16 protein-coding genes are annotated in these 19,634 nt (G+C 40.7%); 9 read left to right on the top strand and 7 right to left on the bottom strand.

The annotated features are described in order from the left end of the window. Positions 1 to 376: 376 nt before the first annotated feature. Positions 377 to 1,930 carry a ribonuclease Y gene (rny, locus tag ABFX33_RS19050; protein ID WP_120260856.1) on the top strand — a complete coding sequence of 518 codons (1,554 nt, stop codon included), beginning with the start codon at positions 377 to 379 and terminating at the stop codon, positions 1,928 to 1,930. Positions 1,931 to 2,087: 157 nt separating this feature from the next. Here rny and ABFX33_RS19045 read toward each other — a convergent pair whose 3' ends face one another. Beyond that, positions 2,088 to 2,741: an HAD family hydrolase gene (locus ABFX33_RS19045; RefSeq protein ID WP_346087518.1), complete on the bottom strand. Its 654-nt coding sequence runs from the start codon at positions 2,739 to 2,741 to the stop codon at positions 2,088 to 2,090. A 140-nt stretch (positions 2,742 to 2,881) separates the two neighbouring features. Between ABFX33_RS19045 and ABFX33_RS19040 the strand changes: the two genes are divergently transcribed. After that, positions 2,882 to 3,409 (top strand): DUF962 domain-containing protein, encoded by a 528-nt coding sequence (locus ABFX33_RS19040; RefSeq protein ID WP_346087517.1) that lies wholly within the window; start codon positions 2,882 to 2,884, stop codon positions 3,407 to 3,409. Between the two features lie 154 nt (positions 3,410 to 3,563). Here the strand turns inward: ABFX33_RS19040 and ABFX33_RS19035 are convergent, their stop codons facing one another. Both ABFX33_RS19035 and ABFX33_RS19030 read right to left on the bottom strand, forming a co-directional pair. Next, positions 3,564 to 4,889, bottom strand: coding sequence for an ABC transporter permease (locus tag ABFX33_RS19035; protein ID WP_346087515.1), 1,326 nt, complete (start codon positions 4,887 to 4,889; stop codon positions 3,564 to 3,566). Continuing rightward, positions 4,882 to 5,817, bottom strand: coding sequence for an ABC transporter ATP-binding protein (locus ABFX33_RS19030; protein WP_346087514.1), 936 nt, complete (start codon positions 5,815 to 5,817; stop codon positions 4,882 to 4,884). The genes ABFX33_RS19035 and ABFX33_RS19030 overlap by 8 nt, the downstream gene beginning before the upstream one ends. 193 nt (positions 5,818 to 6,010) lie before the next feature. Between ABFX33_RS19030 and yihA the strand changes: the two genes are divergently transcribed. From yihA to ABFX33_RS19015, 3 genes are all read left to right on the top strand, one after another. After that, entirely contained in the window at positions 6,011 to 6,640 is a 630-nt protein-coding gene (gene yihA, locus ABFX33_RS19025; protein ID WP_346087513.1) for a ribosome biogenesis GTP-binding protein YihA/YsxC, read from the top strand. 103 nt (positions 6,641 to 6,743) lie between these two features. Next, complete coding sequence (locus ABFX33_RS19020) at positions 6,744 to 7,598, top strand: UbiA-like polyprenyltransferase (protein ID WP_346087511.1); 855 nt, start codon at positions 6,744 to 6,746, stop codon at positions 7,596 to 7,598. A gap of 80 nt (positions 7,599 to 7,678) precedes the next feature. Continuing rightward, positions 7,679 to 9,355: a PNGase F N-terminal domain-containing protein gene (locus ABFX33_RS19015; RefSeq protein ID WP_346087510.1), complete on the top strand. Its 1,677-nt coding sequence runs from the start codon at positions 7,679 to 7,681 to the stop codon at positions 9,353 to 9,355. A 95-nt stretch (positions 9,356 to 9,450) separates the two neighbouring features. Here the strand turns inward: ABFX33_RS19015 and ABFX33_RS19010 are convergent, their stop codons facing one another. After that, on the bottom strand, positions 9,451 to 9,909 hold the full coding sequence (locus ABFX33_RS19010; protein WP_262903069.1) for an Lrp/AsnC family transcriptional regulator: 459 nt from the start codon (positions 9,907 to 9,909) through the stop codon (positions 9,451 to 9,453). Positions 9,910 to 10,070: 161 nt separating this feature from the next. On the opposite strand from ABFX33_RS19010, the gene ABFX33_RS19005 reads away from it, so the two are divergent. After that, the gene (locus ABFX33_RS19005) at positions 10,071 to 11,138 is read left to right on the top strand and encodes a PLP-dependent cysteine synthase family protein (protein ID WP_346087508.1); all 1,068 of its coding nucleotides are present in this window, start codon (positions 10,071 to 10,073) and stop codon (positions 11,136 to 11,138) included. A gap of 123 nt (positions 11,139 to 11,261) precedes the next feature. Then, positions 11,262 to 12,941, top strand: a complete 1,680-nt coding sequence (locus ABFX33_RS19000) for a protein-disulfide reductase DsbD family protein (protein WP_346087506.1) — start codon at positions 11,262 to 11,264, stop codon at positions 12,939 to 12,941. Here the strand turns inward: ABFX33_RS19000 and ABFX33_RS18995 are convergent. After that, positions 12,938 to 13,069: a hypothetical protein gene (locus ABFX33_RS18995; protein WP_346087504.1), complete on the bottom strand. Its 132-nt coding sequence runs from the start codon at positions 13,067 to 13,069 to the stop codon at positions 12,938 to 12,940. The two genes, ABFX33_RS19000 and ABFX33_RS18995, sit on opposite strands and share 4 nt — an antisense overlap. 85 nt (positions 13,070 to 13,154) lie before the next feature. On the opposite strand from ABFX33_RS18995, the gene ABFX33_RS18990 reads away from it, so the two are divergent. Together ABFX33_RS18990 and ABFX33_RS18985 are read left to right on the top strand one after the other, a co-directional pair. Further along, complete coding sequence (locus ABFX33_RS18990) at positions 13,155 to 13,532, top strand: transposase (RefSeq protein WP_346087502.1); 378 nt, start codon at positions 13,155 to 13,157, stop codon at positions 13,530 to 13,532. Next, positions 13,529 to 14,509 (top strand): IS3 family transposase, encoded by a 981-nt coding sequence (locus ABFX33_RS18985; RefSeq protein WP_346087501.1) that lies wholly within the window; start codon positions 13,529 to 13,531, stop codon positions 14,507 to 14,509. The genes ABFX33_RS18990 and ABFX33_RS18985 overlap by 4 nt, the downstream gene beginning before the upstream one ends. A 493-nt stretch (positions 14,510 to 15,002) precedes the next feature. Here the strand turns inward: ABFX33_RS18985 and ABFX33_RS18980 are convergent, their stop codons facing one another. Further along, complete coding sequence (locus ABFX33_RS18980) at positions 15,003 to 17,600, bottom strand: DUF5686 family protein (protein WP_346087499.1); 2,598 nt, start codon at positions 17,598 to 17,600, stop codon at positions 15,003 to 15,005. Positions 17,601 to 17,901: 301 nt separating this feature from the next. Beyond that, a complete protein-coding gene (locus tag ABFX33_RS18975; protein WP_346087497.1) occupies positions 17,902 to 19,590 on the bottom strand; it encodes an RluA family pseudouridine synthase in 1,689 nt (562 codons plus the stop codon). Positions 19,591 to 19,634: the final 44 nt, after the last annotated feature.

Here is a 19,634-nt window from a genome sequence, read left to right as displayed (position 1 = left end):
CCGCAATTAAATTCGGGTTGTCACTATTTTAAACTTAACGCTTCAATATTACAGGCGCAAAAAGATATAGGCCATTTTGCGAAAGCCATCTGGGTCATAATCTAAGCCTAATTATGTAATCACGAAGTTTAATAATACATGAGACCTGTTTAAATTTAATTGCGGTTTTTTTTTGTTTTGAAACCATCATGCGTTGGGCCTGTTTGCATACCATGTAAACCCTGTCTGATTCAATCGTTGGTATTCCCAAGAAGTATATCGGAATACCAATGGCATAAAATCAGCTGGTGTCCAGTTCAAAAAATGGCGAAGATATTTATGCTATTGAAATTTAATAATTAATAAAAACAAACATATATAATACAATTATACATACATGGACGTCGCAATTTATATCATAATTTCTCTGATTGTTGGTGTAGTTATAGGTCGTTATCTGTTGGTTCTGTTATTCAAAAAACAAGAACAGGAAGCCAAAGATAAGGTAAATAGCATACTAAAAGATGCAGAGCAAGAAGGAGAACACATTAAAAAGAAACGCCTTTTAGAGGCTAAAGAAAAATTCCTTCAATTAAAATCCGAACATGAAAAGGAGGTGAATCAACGTAACAACACCATCAACCAAAAGGAAAATACGTTGAGACAGAAAGAACAATCGATTAACCAAAAGCTTGAAAGCATCAATCGCGATAAGCAGGATGTGGATACCAAAAAGAAGCAATTGGATAAATTGGTTGAACTTAATGAAAAGAAATCCGAAGAAGTCGAGGCTTTAAAATTACAACAGATCAAACAATTGGAGAGTATCGCTGGTGTTACAGCTGACGAAGCTAAAAACCAATTGGTGGATTCATTGCGCGAGGAAGCGCGTTCCCAAGCAATGATTCAGATCAAGGATATTGTAGATGAAGCGAAATTGACCGCGACGAAAGAAGCAAAAAAAGTCGTTATCCAAACGATCCAACGTACCGCTACTGAATCTGCAATCGAAAATACAGTTTCCATTTTCAATATCGAAAATGATGAGATCAAAGGCCGTATTATTGGTCGTGAGGGCCGTAATATCCGTGCATTGGAAGCTGCAACAGGTGTAGAGATCATTGTGGATGATACACCGGAGGCAATTATCCTTTCTGGTTTCGATCCAGTACGTCGTGAGATCGCCCGTTTGGCTTTACACCGTCTTGTAACGGATGGCCGTATCCACCCAGCTCGTATCGAGGAGGTCGTAGCAAAAACACGTACACAGATTGAAGACGAGATTGTTGAGATTGGTGAACGTACAGCTATCGATCTGGGTATCCACGGTTTACATCCGGAGCTGATCCGTATGGTGGGACGCATGCGTTACCGTTCTTCTTATGGTCAGAACCTTCTACAGCACTCCCGTGAGGTTGCCAATTTTGCGGCAACAATGGCTGCTGAGTTGGGATTGAATGTAAAACATGCCAAACGTGCCGGACTATTGCATGATATTGGTAAAGTGCCTGATGATAATCCTGAATTGCCACACGCAATTCTAGGTATGCAATTGGCTGAAAAATATAAGGAGCATCCAGATGTTTGTAATGCCATTGGCGCTCACCACGATGAAATTGAGATGACAGCCTTAATTTCTCCAGTTGTACAAGCCTGTGATGCTATCTCAGGAGCACGCCCTGGAGCACGTCGTGAAGTTGTTGAAAGCTACATCAAACGTTTGAAAGAACTTGAAGACTTGGCACTATCTTACCCTGGTGTTGAGAAAACTTTTGCGATACAGGCAGGTCGTGAATTACGTGTCATCGTTGAGAGTGAAAAAGTATCGGATGCGCAATCAGAAATATTGGCAGCTGATATTTCAAACCGTATACAGACTGAAATGACTTATCCAGGTCAGATTAAAGTGACTGTCATCCGGGAGACGAGATCCGTATCTTACGCAAAATAACGTATGGAAGAGTCCTGAAAAACAAAACAGGATCTTTGGTAAACAAATAATAATAGAAACGCCTCAATCATTGATTGGGGCGTTTTTTTGCTGTATATTTTGATGCGGGGAATACCTGTCCAGTCGCGCGGAATAGTCGTTCCCGTCGAAAGTTTATTTATGCGTCAAAAAACTGAATTAAATCATCCACACTATGCAGCAGATAGGTTGGCTTTTCTTTCATAAGTTCTTCCTCACTACCATAACCATAAAGCACAGCGATGGCATCCATGCCCGTTTCCCGGGCACCAATTAAATCATGCTTGCGGTCGCCGATCATAATACAGTGCTGTGGGTCAACCAGGTTGGCCTTGTTCAATACATACTGAATGACACTTGTCTTGGTCGGTCTAGAATCGTCCAATGCACTTCCGCCAGCAAAATCGAAGTAACTGTCGATTGCAAAATGTTGTAAAATCTTATGTGCAAAAATTTCGGGTTTAGAGGTCGCTAAGTATACCTTGTAGTCTTTCGATTTTAGCCCTTCCAGTAATTTGGGGATACCATCAAAGAGCAGATTCTCATATAAACCCTGGGTCGCAAAGCGCTCACGGTACTTGTCCACACAAGCCAAAGCTTCCTTTTCGTCAAATCCATAGGTATGCATGAAGGTATCTTTCAACGGAGGGCCAATTAATGGCTTCAGGCTATTTAAATCAGGCGTATGTATTCCTTTTGCTTCGAGTGCATACGCAATGCATTTGGTGATGCCTTCAGCAGGGTCCGTCAGGGTACCATCAAGATCAAATAAGATATGTTTGTAAGACTTCATGTTGCAATATTACGGAATTGGATAGGAGATTGCCAGTTAAAGGTCGAAGAAAGCATATAATGACAAGCGACAGACTAAAAAAATGAGAATATTATTCCGTTCAACGGTTTATGCAGATCAATATTTATTAAATTTGCCGAATGAAACAAAAGAAGAAAGTTCAGGAAGTAGAACCGAAACGTCCAGTAGATACCTATTTTGAGGAATTGGATGCTAATTTTCAAGATCCAACCAATCGTATTATTCAGATCATCTTTTTGCCGCTGTTATTCTTCGGTGTGATGGGCTGTATTTGGATGATTCCTTTTCCACAGTTTGAATTTTTAGTGAAGCTCAATTGGCACACCTTTTTGAATTGGGGTTCTTTCTTCATTGCAATTATCATCTATTTTTACCTGAAATTATCCGCAACCCTGTCTTATGCAATTTTGTTCTCGATAGGAGCAATGAGCTTTTTTATTGTTCAGTTGGAATATGTACAAAAAAACGGCGGTCCTGCGGTGATATGGGTATGCTTGGCGATAGCACTGCTTGCACTAGTCGCACTGTTTCTTGGTAAAGGAAAAGAGAAAAAGGCAATTACTGGAAAGCAGTTTCTGCAATTTCTACTGATAGGCCCGATATGGCTATGGCATTTTGTATTTCAGAAGTTCAATATTAGATATTAACCCATTTGCCCTGTAGTTGTCATACTGAAGGAAAAACAGGTCTATAGAGCTGTTTGAACTGAGGTTTTGACAGTTGGGTTGATAACAAGCGAAGGCTGGATTGTACTGTACAATCCAGCCTTCGCTTCTTTATATGCTTTATTGATCAGTCCGATCAATTTTTATAATTGAACCATTTGATGATTTCTTTGAAACTGGCTTTCTTTCCATAGATCAATATCCCTACACGATAGATACGTGCGGCTACCCAAGTGATCAGTAGGAAGGTTAAAATAAGCAAAGCCAATGAAGTCAATATCTGCCATAAGGGGACACCAAAAGGAATGCGAACCAGCATAGCGATGGGGGATGTAAATGGAATAAAACTCAGCCAGGTGGCGATTGGACCATTGGGATCGTTAATGATAACTCCGAAAGAAAGAATATACGTCAACAATAGGGGCATGGTGATCGGCATGGAAAACTGATTGGCCTCGGTTTCGTTATCTACAGCAGAACCCGCAGCGGCAAATATAGCGCTATAGAGGAGGTAACCTGCAATAAAGAACAGAAAGAAGAAGACAATAACCTCTGTGAAGTTGAAACTTTGGATTGAAGCGAGAATAGAGGCAGAACTACCTTGTCCCATTGCTTTGGATACTGTTCCCATATTGGCCGCTCCAGGCTGACCGGCGGCGACTTCCTGTATATCTTGTGGATTGACAAATAATGTAGTAGCCACAAGAAAGAGCCCTAGCGTGAGTACAAGCCACATCACAAATTGTGTAAGGCCAACCATACCGATGCCCACAATTTTACCCATCATAAGCTGAAAGGGCTTTACAGAGGAAATAATAACTTCTATAATGCGATTGCTTTTTTCTTCAATGATACCCCGCATGACTTGCGCGCCATAGAGAAAGAGGGACAGGTAAACCAAAATAGCCAAGGCGACGCCAATCCCCATGGCTATTGCCGTATTGCTGTTTTTTTCCTCACCGTCTGCCGTTATTTCTTTCGCTTCAATATCCACCTTAGGTTTAATGGATTGAATCAGCTTGAGGTCTATCCCTTTGGCTTTATATTCTTTTTCCCGAATGATATCTTCCAACTGACCACTGATAATCTCCTGCGTGACAAAACTTGTTTTGCCGCTGGTGATCAATTCAGCCTTTTGTGTTGTCAGGATATCTTGAGGGATGTATAAGATCGCCTGTTTGGTTTGCTCTTGGGCCAGGCGTTGTTTTTGTTGCTGCAGCGGTAGCTGACTCTTCTTGTAGCTTACATTTTTATTGCTTTGAAGCCTATTAGCGAAGTCGCCCTGTTGATCAATGATAAAGACTTCTGTATGGGCATCTTTAAAGCTCTTTTTTGTCAGGTAAAACATACCTGCATACAGCGCAAAAAAGAAAAGCGGGACCGCGAAAGTCATTACAATGAATGATCTTTTCTTGACTCGGGATAGATATTCCCGTTGGATGATGAGTAATATCTTATGCATGATCTGGGGATAAAGTTGAGACCTCAGTAACCTTCTGGATAAAAATATCTGCCATGGAAGGGACAAGCTCAATGATTTGATTGAGCTGTATTTTTGGTAATAAAGATGTTAATATATTGTTTATATTAACATCTTTATTTAGCTGAATAGTAGTATTGTAAATATTTTCTTTTTGTGATGAGCTGACAATTTTAAATAGACTTTCATTGCTGATGTCAATGCCTTCTGCATTGAGGGTAAATTCCAACGTATAGGTTTGATTTCTATAGTCTTTCTTGATATCTTGTACGCGACCATCCAGGATTTTCTTGGAGCGGTGGATCAAAGCAATATGATCGCAAAGCTCTTCTACCGTTTCCATACGATGGGTGGAGAAGATAATGGTAGCACCTTCCGCATTTAAGCGTAGGATCTGTTCTTTGATGATATTAGCATTCACTGGGTCAAAACCTGAGAAGGGTTCATCAAGGATAATCAATTGCGGTTGGTGAATAACCGTGGCTACAAATTGCACCTTCTGCTGCATTCCTTTGCTGAGATCTTCAATCTTCTTGTCCCACCATGAAGTTATATCAAGTCGCTCGCACCAATCGTGTATTCGATGTAAAGCTTCTTTTTTTGAAAGCCCTTTCAATTGCGCCAGGTAAAGCATCTGATCCCCGATTTTCATTTTTTTGTAGAGACCACGTTCTTCCGGAAGATAGCCTATCTGGGCAATATGCTGTGCGCCTAATACTTCCCCATTAAATCGGATTTCACCGGAATCGGGTGCAGTGATCTGGTTAATGATACGGATCAGTGATGTTTTTCCAGCCCCATTGGGTCCCAGTAGCCCAAAAATCTTTCCTTTTGGAATCTGGATGGATACATCGTCCAATGCGCGATGATTGGCGTAATCCTTGGTGACATGATTGATTTCGAGTAACATCTTTTCTAAGGTTTAATTAAATTCTGTATGGAGAAAAAAGAGCATATATCCTGTGTTATCAAAGATACACTTGTTTATTTTGACTATTAGTATGTAAATGCCCGTAAATGTTACAGCATGACCATGAAGTTTTTTCTGGTATAGAAGCGGCGGAAACCTTGTCAAACGGATTCATTTAATGTACCTTTGTTCCATGGAAGTAAAAAAAGCCGAATTCGTGTGTAGTAACACGAGAGTTGACAAATTACCTGCGCCAAATTTGCCTGAGTACGCCTTTATAGGTCGTTCTAATGTAGGTAAATCTTCTTTGATCAATGCAATGACAAATAAGAAGGGCCTTGCCAAGACCTCTCAAAAACCTGGTAAGACTCAATTGATCAATCATTTTATTATAGACGATACATGGTATCTGGTCGATTTGCCCGGTTATGGATTCGCGAAAGCATCCAAAACGAGTCGCAATGAATGGGAGAAATTCATTCGCAGATACCTGACACATAGAGATAATCTGCAATGTGTATTTGTTCTGGTGGACAGTCGTCTTGAGCCACAGAAGATCGATCTTGACTTCTGTTATTGGTTGGGTGAATGCGGTTTACCTTTTATGCTGGTCTTTACCAAAGCAGACAAACAATCGGCAGTGAAATCTGATGCAAATATCGCGAAATTTAAGAAGCAGCTTTTGCAATGGTTTGAGGAGGTGCCAACGGTCTTTTTAACTTCGGCAGAAAAGAAATTAGGTCACGAGCCTATTTTGGAGACCATTGATGAGGTCAACCGCCGATTTGTCGGGCCCGAGCCGGAAGAAAGAATGCCGTTTTAAGTATTTCTAAAAAATAAATATTGGTTCAAAACAATAGCTTCGTCAATCTGATCATTGTCGGGGATAGGATGACGAACGTTTTAAAGTCTAATAAGATCATCTCATGAAGAAGTATCTTTCCTTAGTTTTATTTGCCCACAGTGTATTCGCATTGCCATTTGCCCTTATTGGCTTCTTTTTGGCGCTGCATACCACGGAATATGCTTTCTATTGGAAACTGTTACTATTAATGTTATTGTGCATGGTAACGGCGCGAAATGCAGCGATGGCTTTCAATAGGTACTTGGATCGCGATATTGATGCGATCAATCCGAGAACTGCAATGCGGGATATTCCTGCAGGGAAGATTTCTGCCCAAAATGCGCTGATCTTTACCATCGTCAACTGCTTACTTTTTGTCACAGCGACTTATTTTATAAACTCCCTGTGCTTTATGTTGTCGCCGATTGCACTTTTTGTGGTGCTTTTTTATTCTTATACCAAACGTATCACGCCTTTATGCCATTTGGTATTAGGAGCAGGATTGGGTTTAGCGCCGATCGGAGCATATCTCGTTATCACGGGGCAATTTGCAACTGTACCTGTCCTGTATGGCTTTGCTGTACTGACCTGGGTGAGTGGTTTTGATATTATTTATGCCTTGCAGGATGAAGCTTTTGACCGCGCCAATAAGTTGAACTCTATTCCAGTCTGGTTGGGAACCAAAGGAGCGATGCGGGTATCTGAATGTTTACACGTGCTGTCTTTTATATTTGTTTTAATACCAGCGTTTTTAATGCCTGTCGGCTGGATTTATTATTTAGGTGTGGTTTTCTATGGTGGGTTGTTGATCTATCAGCATACGCTGTTTTCATCGACAAATTTAAGTCGGGTAAACCGTGATTTTATGACCACCAATGGTTACGCTTCCGTCATCTTTGCGGTCTTTTATCTTTTAGATATCTGGTTGATAAAATAAACGTTTTAGCATAAAATAAGAAAGGCTTTAGGAATTCCTAAAGCCTTTCTTATTTTTGTGTCTAATCCAATATGCGTACTATGAAGAAAAATATCCTTTTTGTTTCAATTTTATGTCTGTCATTGTCCTCTTATGCCCAGAAGCTAACAAGCTATGTGATCCAGTACAATCAAAGTTTTAATGGCAATACACCCGCCAATCAGAATGGGGTACTGGTCTATGCCAATGCAAATGAAACTTATGTGAGTTCGGAAAAAGATATAAAAGGACAATTGTTGCCGCCTTACGAACGCGTACTGGTGGAGCGATCGTCTGGAAATACCTTGCTTAAGATTGCGAAACTGAAAGATGGTTCCCTTATTCTGACAAGAGACTCTTTGGCGCTCTCCAAACAGAAATTCAACCCGACTAACGAAACCAAGACCATCTTGGGGTATCCCTGTAAGAAAGTGGAAACCAGTATCAATTCCAATAAGATTGAAATCTGGTATACGGACAAACTTGGGGTAAAAGGAGCTCCGAGCGAACTCGGGCAGGACCTTGGCTTGGTTTTAGAGGTGATCAGAAATGGCAATACACGTACCTTTGCAACAAAAGTAGAGAAAGTCAAGACCATCCCGGAGCAATTGAAATTAAAAGGAAGCGAGAAACGTTATGACGAACTTTCCTATAAAGATCTTATCTGGAAAAACCGTTTTGTTCAACTTCCGATTTTCCAAAAGGAACGCATTCGTTTTTCAGATGATACCAAGTCGGATTCAATCTTACGTTTTGCCAATGGTACAGTGATTGTCAAGAAAGTCAAAATACCAAAAATCAAAGCTAGCGATAACGTGTTCGTTCAACTTGTGGAGCAATCAAAAGGTGATGCATACGACCGTACCGGATCCGTTTTTATTATTCCGGCCAATAAAGCACAGAGCTTTTTGGACGGTATGAAAAATGGCATGTCAACCTTACCGAAGTACGAAAATGGAAATGGCAAGAGTTATCAGGGAGTGGTAAGAACAGCGACTTTCGAACCTATCGTTGAATTGATGCGTTTCTTTACACCCTTTGGTGTTAAGCAATTTAACTATCTTCAGTTAAAGGATAAGGTTTGGCAAGATTCTGTTCTTTACAGACAGGACGTGTCTGAGCTTGCAGGAATGTTAAGTGAGCAGGAAGTGTACGTAGGTGCTTTCATTGGCAACTATGATAAGAATGGTCATGAAGTTAGTGTTGAGCTTACAATTCACCCAGGGTTTGAGGCGGGTTCGGAAGGAAATCTGAAAAAGACGATGTCATTATTTACGACGACCAATGTGATGGAAATGGGTGGACAGGAGTATGGATCTATGTTCGATAAGGATAAAGGGTTGACACTGTCATTTCGTTTGGATCAGGATGCTAAAAACGTACAATTACGTTATATCACGACCGGTCATGGAGGCTGGGGAAATGGTGATGAGTTTGTTCCCAAAGAAAACCGTATTTTCTTAAACGATACCTTGCTCTTTAAATACACGCCTTGGCGCAACGATTGTGGCTCTTATCGTTTATCCAACCCTGCTTCAGGTAATTTTGCCACTGGATTGTCTTCATCTGATCTGAGCCGTTCCAACTGGTGCCCAGGAACTGTGACTCCACCGATTTATATCGACTTGGGCGATTTAAAAGCTGGTGATTACAAATTACAGGTTCAGATCCCGCAAGGAGCTCCTGAAGGGACAAGCTTCAGTAGCTGGAATGTCAGCGGAACTTTACTATTTGATTGATTGATTGATTGATTGATTGATTGATTGATTGATATATTTGAGGTATTGATTTTGTATAAATCAATACCTCAATTTTTTAGATAGGCTCTGTTTCATTAGAGGGGATAGGCGGTTTCACTTTTTGTCTCCGATAACACAAAATAAGTCTGTACTGTATTGACTTGCGGTAATACAGCAAGGCGATGTCTTAAGAAGATATGATAGGCATCCATGTCTTTGGTGGCAATACGCAACATGAAATCATAAGACCCGGCCATCTGATAGCATTCCATGACTTCAGGAAATTTAGCCACTTCTTTTTCAAATTCATTCAGTACTTCGAAGGTATGTGCTTTGAGGAATACCTGCGAAAACGAAATTAATCCGATACCGATCTTATGCCGATCCAAGATTGCCACAGTTTTCTTGATATAACCTAGTCTTTTTAATTTTTTTACCCTTTCGTGTACTGCTGCAATTGATTTATTCAATTCGAAAGACAGTTCTTTATTACTTAATGAAGCATCTTGCTGTAATAAGCGTAGCAGTTTTAAATCAATTTCATCCAATTCCATAATCTGAATATTTTCGGTGTTGCTACAAAATTACAATGTTTGAGTGAATAATTTATTGTTATTTATCTGTTTTTATTTAATTTTTTTTGAAATTATAGTTATCTATTGAATAATATCTTGTTATTGGTCAATTTTGCAACAGAATAATCATTTATATAAAAATGGCTGAACAAGAATTACTAAGTGCATGTTTATCACCTGCATTGGACAAAAGATTTAAGCATTTGTGGAGATTGGTTGGAAACACGCCAATGTTGGAATTGCAGTATACCTACAAAGGTAAGCCAGGCCGGGTATTTGTAAAATGTGAGAATTACAATTTAACAGGTAGTATCAAAGACAGAATGGCTTTGTATATTTTGTATAAAGCATATATGAATTGCCAAATTAGACCAACAGATGTTGTTATCGAAGCTACAAGTGGAAATACTGGGATTGCCTTCTCAGCAATTGGTAAGGCTTTGGGGCATCAGGTGAAGATTATTATGCCGAATTGGTTGAGTAAAGAGCGTACCGATATTATTAGAAGTATGGGCGCTGATATTCAGTTGATCAGCAAAGAAGAGGGTGGCTTTTTGGGCAGTATTCGTTTGAGTGAAGAGCTTGCTGCTGCGGGTGGGGTTTTTCTACCCAGACAGTTCGAAAATCAATATAACGCGGAGGCACACGAAAAAACGACTGGTTACGAAATTGTCAAACAATTGGAAGAGCAGGGGCTAGTGGCAGATGCCTTTGTAGCAGGAGTGGGAACAGGCGGAACGGTTATGGGGGTAGGACGTAGTTTACGGAAGGCGAATCCAAGTGTTCGTGTACATCCTTTGGAACCTGCGGAGAGTCCAACATTGACAACAGGACATAAAGTAGGTTCACATCGTATTCAAGGTATATCTGATGAATTTATACCGGCTATTGTTGATCTGAATGAATTGGACGAGGTCGTTTGTGCCAATGATGGCGATTCGATCATTATGGCGCAGAAATTATCAAGGCAATTGGGACTTGCCGTTGGGATTTCTTCGGGCGCAAATGTTATTGGTGCCATTAAGTTACAACAGGAGCTGGGGGATGGTGCAGTAGTCGTTACGCTACTATGTGATGATAATAAAAAATATTTAAGCACAGATTTGGTTAAGGAAGAGCCTGTTAAACCGGGATATCTATCCAGTGATGTTGATTTTCTGGGCTTTCAACCGATATGTAGACTACCAAATCCTGTATTTGGAGCCTAATAAGATTTAGTTTCATATGTTTATAGTTAACTCGGGGAGCGTCATACTCCTCGGGTTTTATTTACATTGGAACGATAAATAGGTCTCAAAGCAAATAAATTATGAAAAACACATTATACGCTGATGAAAACTAATTTTAAACTATTAATCCTTTTACTCCTGCTTATTCTTCCTCTCGCTATGTTTGCGCAGCAGGATAGCACGGCTAATATGGAAGGTATCGAATTTACGGATGGTACAATCAGTCCGGATTCGCTATCATTCGAAGAGTCACCGGACACGGTGACGGCAAGTGTTGATTCCAGCAAAACGGTCGCTGCGACCGCTAATGCGGGAGATTCTGCTAAAAACGGTAAAAAATCGCTTTGGAGTATTTTCATCGCGGGCTTGGTTGGGGGCTTTGCTGCCTTATTGATGCCATGTATATTTCCGATGCTTCCGTTGACGGTGAGCTTCTTCACCAAACAGTCTGGTAGTCGCGCCAGTGGTATCAGCAAGGCTTTATTATATGGTCTCTTTATTATCGTGATCTATGTTGCTTTGGGGATGATTATTACCATTGCATTCGGTTCTGATGCACTCAACGCACTTTCAACCAATGGAATTTTTAATTTTATCTTCTTCTTACTGTTAGTGGTATTTGCCGCATCTTTTTTCGGTGCATTCGAAATAACTTTACCGAGTTCATTTGTCAATAAAATGGATGCCAAATCGGATAAAGGTGGGCTTATTGGTCTATTTTTTATGGCATTTAGTTTATCGTTGGTATCGTTTTCCTGTACGGGTCCGATCATCGGAACTCTGTTGGTGGAAGCTGCTTCAAAAGGTGAACGATTGGGCCCAGCCATTGGTATGTTAGGATTCTCTATCGCTTTGGCAATTCCTTTTGGGTTATTTGCGATGTTCCCATCGATGCTTAAATCTCTGCCCAAGTCAGGCGGCTGGTTGAACAGTGTTAAAGTGGTACTTGGATTTTTAGAATTGGCGCTAGCTTTGAAATTCTTGTCAAATGTAGATTTGGCTTACCATTGGAATTGGTTAGACAGAGAGGTGTTTCTGTCGCTATGGATTGTAGTATTTGGTTTGATGGGGCTTTATCTGATAGGTAAGATTAAGTTTTCTCATGATAGTGATCTTAAATTTCTGTCCGTTCCAAGAACGATATTGGCTATTGTTGTTTTCTCTTTTGTTGTGTATATGATTCCGGGCTTATGGGGTGCACCTTTGAAGTCTATTTCAGCCTTTTTACCGCCATCTGCAACCCAAGATTTTGATTTATCTACCGGAGTTGGAAGTGGCTCCGCAGCACATACGGATGGAAAAGTTAAAAAATATGCAGAGATATTCCATGAGCGTGGTACACCAAAGGGCTTTGATCCTTATTATGATTACGATCAGGCTTTAGCAACAGCAAAAGAACTTAACAAACCCGTTTTAATAGACTTCACTGGATGGAATTGTGTCAACTGCCGTAAAATGGAAGCAAATGTATGGACAGATCCTGCGGTAGCCAAATTGTTGAAAGAAGAATTTGTTATGGCAGAGTTATTTGTGGATGATAAAACTGAATTGCCTGCCAATGAGCAATATGTTTCCAAGTATAGTAATAAAAAAATAAAGACTATCGGAAATAAAAACAGCGATTTTCAAGCTTCATCATTCAATAGTAATTCGCAACCACTATATGTAATCGTCGACCCAAATGGTCAGATATTGGTTCCTCAAAGTGGCGCAAATTACAATGTTGAACAATACAAGGCATTTCTACAGAGCGGTGTAGATGCTTTTAAAAAGAAAAACTAACCATCGTCATATTCTAATTTTATCCTCCTTGCTGTTTGCAAGGGGGATTTTTTTGTTTTTTGATCATGCTTTCTTTCTTTCTTTCTTTCTTTCTTTCTTTCTTCGGCATAGGAATTTTTTCCTATCATTTTTCATGACCTACGCGGGATTTCTTCTGTCCATTCCTGAAAAAGGTTTACAAAAACCGAATATTAAAATCTTAAATTTAATATTATGAAAAAGCGTATGACAAAACGTAAATCAGGGGGACAGCAAGTTTACAGTGATAGCTTCAAAATCCTCGTTTCCAGAGAATACCTTGCCGGCAAGCTGAGTTATTCACAACTTGCCCAGAAGTACAATCTTCCTGGGGAAGCCACTCCGCGTTATTTTATGAAATGGTACCAGCAGTGGGAAAGCAATCTGGAGCTTGAAGTTCCCCAGACTGTGGAATCAGAAGATGCCGGGGTGAAAAATGAGCAGGATCTCAGGGATGAACTTTTCCAGGCGAACCTTAAGATTATTGCCCTGGAGATGCTGATCAAAAAAGCGGAGGAGCTCCATGGGGCTGATTTTGTAAAAAAGTCTGGGGCCAAATCGTCCGGGAAATGAAGTCGTGTTACCAGAATGTTTCGGTCTCCAGACTTTGTGGACTATTTGGCAGAACAAGGCAATCCTATTATAAATATATGGGCAGAGAGCAGGAATATTCTGTTCGCAGCGGGCTTGTGTTGGAGCGGGTACGTGAAATTCGGAAGGACTCCCATCGCATGGGTACCCTTAAACTCCGCAGCATATTGGCCAAAGAAATGGGCAGCGCGATGGCTGGACTGGGAAGGGATGCTTTCTTCCGACTGTTGCGTGAGAATGATCTTTTGGTCAAGTGCAAACGCAGGTATGCCATCACCACCCAATCCGACCACCGTTTCAAAAAGTGGCCCGACCTTGTGCAGCGCAGGCAGGCCCTGCGTCCCGAGCAGATATGGGTAAGTGATATCACCTACATCCGCATCCGGGACAAATGGATCTATCTCTGCCTGGTCACAGATGCCTATTCCCGAAAGATCGTGGGCTACAAACTTACCCACAGACCAACAGCCCAGGCCTGTATATCAGCGCTCAGGATGGCCATATCACATAGAATCTACCCACAGAGCAGTCTGACCCACCACTCCGATCGCGGCATCCAGTATTGCAGCACAAATTATGTCAATATATTGCAGGAAAATGGGATTGCAATAAGCATGACGCAATCCGGGAGCCCATACGACAATGCCGTGGCAGAAAGGTTAAATGGTATCCTAAAAAACGAATATCGGATGGCCGAAACTTTCCCGGACTACAAAACGGCGCTTGCACAGCTGGTCAAAGCAGTCAATATATACAATCATTTTAGGCCACATATGTCCTGCAACATGATATCTCCACAGCAGGCCCATCAGGAATGGCAGAGCCAAAAAGTGCCCAAAGTGTTTCAAAGACGTAGCCTCGAAGCAAAAAAGTTCCGCAGCAAAACCAGGGAAACAGTAGCAAGGGAAAGGACAACTGATAACAGTAAGAAAACAGACAATGACACCCACATCCAGTAGAAAAAAATAGGATGTAAAATCTATATAGTAATCTGTTCGGTAGATGTAAACCTATTTCAGTATAAGACATTCGGATATTCATTGTGAGTTGTTCGGAATCTTTTCGGTACAGCTTCGAAACAGCGTCCGAACTGGTTCGGGATTTCTTCGACAACTGTTCGACTGGTCTTCGACTTCTTGTCGAAGAATAGTCGAAGGCCAGTCGAAGCGCTCCCGAAGCACACTCGAACAACAGTCGAAGAAGTTCCGAAGACTAGTCGAAGCGATCTCGAAACTCAGCTGAACAGTTGTCAAGGAATGGACAACCCGATATTGCATAGCTGTCGCGGTGCAAAGTCGAGTCGTTATCGGAGGTTTTCTGATTAACTTTGTATACCTGATCAAAGTTGAGATGAACCCCGCCGGCCGGATTTGTTCAATAGAACAAAAAGAGGCCCTGTCATTCTCTCAATCGACAGGGCCTCAAAATTATAATATAAATTTACGGAAACTCTTAGAAATCAAATCTGACTCTGGCGCGGATCCCCCAAGCTGGAGCATCAACATGGTCAAGATAATTTAGACGTTTGACGTAGTCTACACGCAAAATCTTAAAGATGTTGGATAAACCGATACTGGCCTCCATATAAGGTTCAGAACCGAATGTATATGAACTTTGAATTTGGTCTGCATTGCGTTGCCATGCAAACACTTTAGAGCCATAATTTGGATCGTCTGGATCGTTTTCTTTGCGAAGACCACCATAAACACCTTTGAAACTAAAGACCTCCCGTAATTTAAGCTTTTTGATCAATGGGATCTTATTCAATAGGAATCCGTTCATGTAATACTGCACATTGATGGAAGCGTTGTGGTCACTGACAAATTCCAGGAAGTTCATTAAGTTGTACGAGTTTAACTGGTACGCATAAGTCTGGTTTGCCCGGTGGATCGTTAGAAAAGGAAATGGAATCTCTTTTCCGGCAATGTAATTCCCTTCTGCTGTGACATCTGCAAAGCCAAACTGGCTTAAATAAAAGCGTTTGAATGCACCGACGTTAAAACTATGGTAATTATATTCTCCCTTTGCCAGGCCTTTTATTCCTGCTGTATAGTTGAATGTGAATATCGGGTATTGATTGAAAATCGGAGTACGGTAGATTTTACCTTGATAAAACTCTTCATGCGGCGCGTATCTGAAGTTGACCGATAATTCTGTTGTATTTAATTCGTTGAACAATTTGTTTTGTCCATTTTCATCCAACATCTGGTAGGTTAAGCTACCTGCTGGAGATTGTTTGTTGATATTAAATCCGGCACCAATAGCCAGATGGTTCAAGAATTCTTTTTTATACTCCAAACCGTAGTTAGTTTCGTAGATATAACGGTCATTATCACCACGTTTAAAGGATAGTAAAAAGTTGTCTTCCTGAATAAACTCAAGCTTTTGTCCAGGGATCTTGGTATCTTTTTTATAAGACGCCCGGATGTAGTGCATAGGGAAGGAATATACTGATTTGTTATTGAAAGCATAGGTCCCACTAAAAAAGTACTTCCACTTTTGATCCTTGAAGCCATAGGCTGCATAGGTCTCGGCATAGAAGCGTTTGCTCAATGCCTCTGTTGTACGACCACCTATGCGCAAGCGAAATCCTTCAACAGGGTTAAAGCTGTAGAATGTGTTCACTGGGCCAATTTCTACAGGTCCGGCTTGTTTATAACCTGAAAGAACCAAGGCAGCAATATCCATGAAGGTTCTGAACGAAGGTATTTTCTGTAGCGTGTCAATATTATGGTAAATATTCAATTCATTTTGCGCCAAAGCCAATGGGCGTTGTGTTTCAAATAACGATTTGATTGCTTTCTTATTTTCGATATTGTAAGCAATAACCGTAGAAGGACCATCGTAAATACTATCTGCTTGCTGAATACCAACTTTATAATTATTATAGTTGACCGTCCGGCTTCCTCGAATTCCCATCCCTTTTTCCGTTAGTGAAAAATCAATGCCTAATGTACTGGTTTTCAGGTAAAATCTGCTCTTGCTATCTTTTTCAAATTTGAGCTGAATCTGAAGGTCGCGCACAAAATTTAGGTTGATATCATCGGCAACAGTCATATTAGCACCCTGAACGGCATAATTACCATCCAACGTGACATACAGCTGGCCCTTAAATAACATGTCTGCTTTATTGCGGGGAACGAAGCTCAGCTCAACCAACCAAGGTTGAGAAGTTTTAATGGTATCAGTGATGAAAAATTTATAAAATGTAGGTGCAGAGTTTGCTATCGGACTCAAAAACTGATTTGTTACCAATGAGATGTTATTATCATAGATATCAACTTGTTCGTAGAGCTTGTTAAAGTATGCTGCTAGACCATCATTATCGATAAATTTGGGGTCAAACTGTGCCCGTTGATCACCGAGTATATACTGCTTGGTCTTACTTGGATCTTTACGGTAATACACTTTGGACATTTTCTCTTCGATAAAAGCCGGTAACACATATTTATTTGCCGTTTTGGCCGAATCGTCTGTTTCAAAAAGAAATTGATAGTTTTTAAAGATTTTTTTGTTGACAAACTTCTCAGAAAGATTGCTTAATCCCAAAGACATCTTCTCGTATTGATCGAATTCGGCGTATTGCTGTCCCGATAGGCGATTTTTCTCTTTATTTTCGATAACCTTACGGATCAGGGCGACTGCGGGATTGTCTTTATTGCTATATTTTTTCTTCTGGGCTTTGACAACAACTTCCTCCAGCATATTGTCTTGTGCGTCCATCAGAATTTCTTTTGACTGTACAGCATCATTGGTCACGAAAGCATCCTTATTATCATAACCGACATAACTTGCTCTGATTTTGACATAAGATGTCGGAAATACCAGCCTAAACTCTCCATTCGCGTTGGTCGACGTAGAAGTTCCCGCAGCAGCAGGCGCACCCACTACAGCGACGGTGGCATAAGCGATGGGGGTCTTTGTCTTTGCGTCTTTGACCGTACCTGTAACCGTTTTGGTTTGAGCAAAGGCCATGGATGCTGATAGCAGAAATGTTATCGAGAAAAAGAGTTTAGTTATGAAGGTTTTTGTGTTTATTTTAGCTTCCATTATATTGCTATAATCTTGAAAATTCAAAATTGTTTTGTTGTTTTTACTTTATTTCTGACTTTATAAGTATTAAAATCAAAAAATCAGTGAACAAAGGAAGCAAAAAATTAAGAATAATTAAAATTTTATTGTAATGTAATAAAGGAGATGTGCGTAATCGTTTTTGGGTTTAAATGGTTGTTTTGCAGCTGTTTGTCTCAAATTATTGATTTAGGTCAATAATTTATCATCCACATTTTGACTTCACGATGATTTTCCGATCAAATATTTGCTGACTTTTGTAACGATATAGTCAATTGCGTTAAAAATCAGGAGGAATATGAAAGCTGATTTCCTGTCTGGAACCTGGGTGTATAAACTTAATAAAAGCGGCGTGGAGGTGTAATCTATTGGATTTTCTGCCATAAAGATCATCACCGAGAATAGGTGTATTCAGTCCGTTTGGATGTACGGCATGCATGCGAAGTTGATGCGTCCGGCCTGTTAGTGGATAGAAACGAACTCTTGTTTTGCCGTTTTCAATTGCGATTCTCTCCCATTTGGTTTGTGCAGGCTTGCCATAGCTGTAGCAGACCATTTGTCGGGGCCTGTCATCGAGATCCACACGGAGCGGGAGATCAATTAGACCAGATTCCTGTTCAACAATGCCATCGAGTAAAGCGATATATTCTTTTGCAATGGTATGTTGTATAAATTGATCCTGTATAAATTGGTGGGCTTCTTTATTCTTAGCAACAACCAACAGCCCTGAAGTGGACATGTCCAGCCGATGAATAATAATAGGGCCCGCTGCAGGATAACGTTGGAGTACACGATTGTAGACTGAATCCTTGACGTATATCCCAGGGACAGACAAAAACTCAGCTGGTTTATTGAAGACGATAATATCTTCATCTTCATAGATTTGCGGGAGCTCCGTTTGCAGTGTTGTTTCCTGTTGCATAGGATTCGGGTCAACGTCTAGTCCTTGAAGCATATAACCTAAAATAGGTTCACATTTTTTACGGCAAGCCGGGTAATAGTTTTTGTGCCTGCGGATTTCGGAGGAAGGGGAGCAACCCCACCAGAATTCGGCCAAGGCAATGGGTGTAAGGTTGTTGCTGTAGGCATATTGCAATAATTTCGGTGCGGCACATTCTCCGGAGCCCGCGGGTGGCGTGCTTTGGTCAAAGTCCTGAAAAATAGCAACAACATTCTTGTGCTGCCCAGTTGCATTCAAAAAATTATATTGTTCAAAAAGTCTCTTTTGCAAATTTCCAGATCGTATCTTACGCTCTTCTTTCAATGCAGAAATCTCGGAAAGCAATTGTTGGAGCTTAAGGTTTTCAGATTCCAGCGCCAGATGCATGTCATACTGATAGCGTTGGAGTTCCTGTTTGTCTTTTAGGCTTTGACTGCGCATATCCTCCATGAGCATTTCGAAGTCTTCATCCGATAGGAGGGGACGCAATCTTGTTCGGGTTTCCTTGCGTTCTTTTTTCTGACTTCTAAGCTTTGTTTTGAGCAGCTCAAGCTGTGTGTCCCAATAGCCTTTTAATCTATTGAGATTGCTTGTTGTCTGTTCAAGTTCTTCACTGTTTTCAAGAAATTCAATTTTCCTGTTGAGAGCATTTAAGTGTACCTCTTCATTCAGAAAGAAGCCATCCTCTTCCAGCATGTCAAATATTGGGGGAACAAAGTATTGGTGTTTATTGCTGCCAGCAAGCTTGCCGGATACAGCGGCAAGGTATCCGAGCCGATGCTGTTGATCGCGGACAACCAGTATGCCAAACATCTTGCCTATGGCAAGACTATCGTTATTTTCTTCGAGACCAAAGTTATGCGTCCACTCGTTTTGCGTCTCCAAATAAGTTTGAAGTTCTTCCGCAGCGATAATGGCTAGCGCATGTGGTTCATAACAAAATGGAAAGGTAAATCGCAGGGGGAGTTCGATACCCGAAATATCCTCTTTGAATGCATGAAAATAAGCGTTGTTGTCTAAAGTACCCACAGTTTTCCCTCTAATAATATTCTGCCTGCAAAAATACGGTTATT

It is taken from the genome of Sphingobacterium ginsenosidimutans, from assembly GCF_039536865.1.
In the GTDB taxonomy this organism is placed as follows: Bacteria; Bacteroidota; Bacteroidia; order Sphingobacteriales; family Sphingobacteriaceae; genus Sphingobacterium; species Sphingobacterium detergens.
The sequence above is the reverse complement of the archived record's forward strand: the minus strand, read 5'-3'. Positions and strand labels throughout refer to the sequence as shown.